Source organism: uncultured Eudoraea sp. (genome assembly GCF_947258925.1).
Taxonomy (GTDB): Bacteria; Bacteroidota; Bacteroidia; order Flavobacteriales; family Flavobacteriaceae; genus Eudoraea.
The window spans coordinates 1-2,501 of sequence record NZ_CAMYKG010000079.1; the positions used below are offsets into that span (position 1 = coordinate 1).

At 38.5% G+C, this 2,501-nt stretch carries 2 protein-coding genes and 1 pseudogene; all 3 read left to right on the plus strand.

Features of this window, described 5'->3' with window-relative positions; all coding sequences use genetic code 11:
* A pseudogene (locus Q0X77_RS15340) lies at positions 1 to 696 on the plus strand (NAD(P)/FAD-dependent oxidoreductase); the annotation flags it as partial.
* Between the two features lie 37 nt (positions 697 to 733).
* Entirely contained in the window at positions 734 to 1,222 is a 489-nt protein-coding gene (locus Q0X77_RS15345; protein ID WP_297798686.1) for a flavodoxin domain-containing protein, read from the plus strand.
* Between the two features lie 42 nt (positions 1,223 to 1,264).
* On the plus strand, positions 1,265 to 2,026 hold the full coding sequence (locus tag Q0X77_RS15350) for an NAD(P)H-dependent oxidoreductase (protein WP_297798687.1): 762 nt from the start codon (positions 1,265 to 1,267) through the stop codon (positions 2,024 to 2,026).
* The last annotated feature ends 475 nt before the right edge of the window (positions 2,027 to 2,501 follow it).

The following is a 2,501-nucleotide window of genomic DNA, read 5'->3' on the forward strand; positions in this document are numbered from 1 at the left end:
GGTGTGATCTGTACTGTAGCTTATCTGAAAAACTGGGAAAACCTTAGTCATGATGACTACAAGGCAAAAAAAGAGGAGGTAGCCCAGATCTTACTGAAGCGCCTGGAAGAGAAGTTTCCGGGTATTTCGGAAAGCATAGAATATTACGAGGTATCTACCCCGAAAACTATCAAGCGGTATACCTCTAATCCCAGTGGAGCAGTTTACGGTTTTGCTCAAACCTTGCAATTAACAGCTTCTAAACGATTTAGAAATAATTTCCTGATTCCAAACCTCTATTTCGCGTCGGCTTGGGCTTTTCCTGGCGGTGGCTTTGAAGGTAGTATTACGGGAGGGTTTTTGGCTGCCTTGCAGATGAATAAAGACAAAATATGGTCGGAATGTGATGACGAAAAGTATGTAGACCAGAGAGTTGTTGCCCTTTCAGAGCGCAAAAAGTTAGATGACAAAACGCTCGAATTGAGCTTTGAAAAACCTCCCGGATTTCAATGTCAGAAAGGACAATATTCCATTCTCAATCTCACAAACCCTAAAGTAACCGAGCTGGACGTACCCTATCGCTGGCTTGCTGTTAATTCGAATGGTGAGGAAGATCACTTAAAGTTTCAAATTGAATTGGATGGCAGCAGCTTTTCTAAAAGTTGTGAGGGTATCGATATTGGTGATCAGGCTTTGATATTTGGTCCTATGGGCTAGTTTAATTTTGTTATACCAATAGCTAAAACAATGTATTATGAACGGAGCAATTTTTTTCTCTGGTAAGTACGGTAGTACAGAGCAATATGCCAACTGGATTGGCGAAGCCACAGGATTTCCTGTATTTGACATTAAGGATCCCAATGCCGATCCGTCAAAGTACGAGTATTTAATATTGGGCAGTTCAATTCTCTATTTTAAGCTTTCTATCCGAAAATGGGTAAGGACAAATTTACCTCTGCTTAAGGACAAGTCCAAAATCTTATTTTCGGTTTCCGGTGCCGGGCCAGGCGATAAACTCAACAGATGGGTTGCTGCTTCCCTTCCTTCCGGGCTGGCTTCACAAATGGAGCATGTGGGCCTTCCAGGCAGGTTAGACCATTCGAAAGTTAGTTGGTGGGTTCGGAAGATGCTTTGGATAGGTTCCCTAATAAATCCAGATCCCGAAGCCAGAAAAGATGAGCGCTATGGGTTTGACTATGTTGACAAAGAAAGCATTGAACCTATATTAGAAATGGTAGTCTAAGTTCTGATAGAAAATTGAAATGTCCAATGGTTAGATTCAGTAATGATGGATAAAAAACTAAAAATAGTAGCAATCTGCGGAAGCCCGCACAAAGGGAATACTTACAACATTCTTAAACTGCTTAAACAAAGTAATTCTGAAATAGATTTCAAGATTCTTATGCTTTCTGAATTAAATCTGATGGATTGCCTTGGTTGTTATTCATGCATCAATATTGGAGAAGAAAATTGCCCTCTTAAAGACGATCGTGATATGATCATCGAAGAAATGAAAGCTGCTGATGGCACTATATTCGCGTCTCCTACTTATGCTAGAACCATTAGCGCGTTGATGAAGAAATTTGTAGAACGAACAAGCTATCTTGCTCATAGACCAATGTTTTTTGGAAAATATGCCATGGCACTTACTACCTGTGCTGGATTTGGGGCCGACCTAACCAGTAAATATTTAAATGAAAACTTCACTCAAAGTGGATATAACTTTGTGTCATCTTTGGAACTTAAGGTAGCAACTAAATCTAAAAATGAAACAGCTCATAATCGTTTGCAGGCATTAAATGGATATGAAGAGCTTCTTAATGCAATTAAGTCACATGAGAAATTTGAACCTTCATTAGGGCAATTGGTGTACTTTAATATCTTCAAATCTATTTCAGAATGGAATAAATTGAAAGGGTGGGCTGATTACAAGTTCTATAAAGACAAGAAAGATTTCTATTATGACATCAAAATCCCCTTCGTTAAGAATAAAATAGCTAAATGGATTGCAGGAAGAGAAACAAGGAAGTTTATGGCGAATAGATAGCATTTTATATGAATGCACGAATCATCGAAAATTAAAATTAAAAAGTACAATAATTGAGAAGATATTTTTTCATATGCAAGGCACATGAAATTCAATGCATTCAAAACAAGCTGGCGTTTGTTAGTTTTTTGATCCCTCAACCCAAGCGTTCTAAATCAGATTCACTTCGTGCATCCCTGCAACCTCAGATCATGCAAATGTAACTTACAATCCTATTGGGATTCACTTCGTGCATCCCTGAAAAGCAATCCCGGGCAAGCATAAAAACCAACACAAGCTGACGCTTGTTCGTTTTTTGATCCCTCAACCTTTTGAAAATAAATTTTCAACGTTTTTCGGAATCAAAAAACCCACAACTCTTGTTGTGGGTTTTCTTTTGCGGAGGAAGAGGAACTATCTAGAATCTCATATTCTTAGGTTTTATAAGGGTTAAAATGAGGTCCAAAATTTAGGGACACCGAATTAGTCCCTTTTT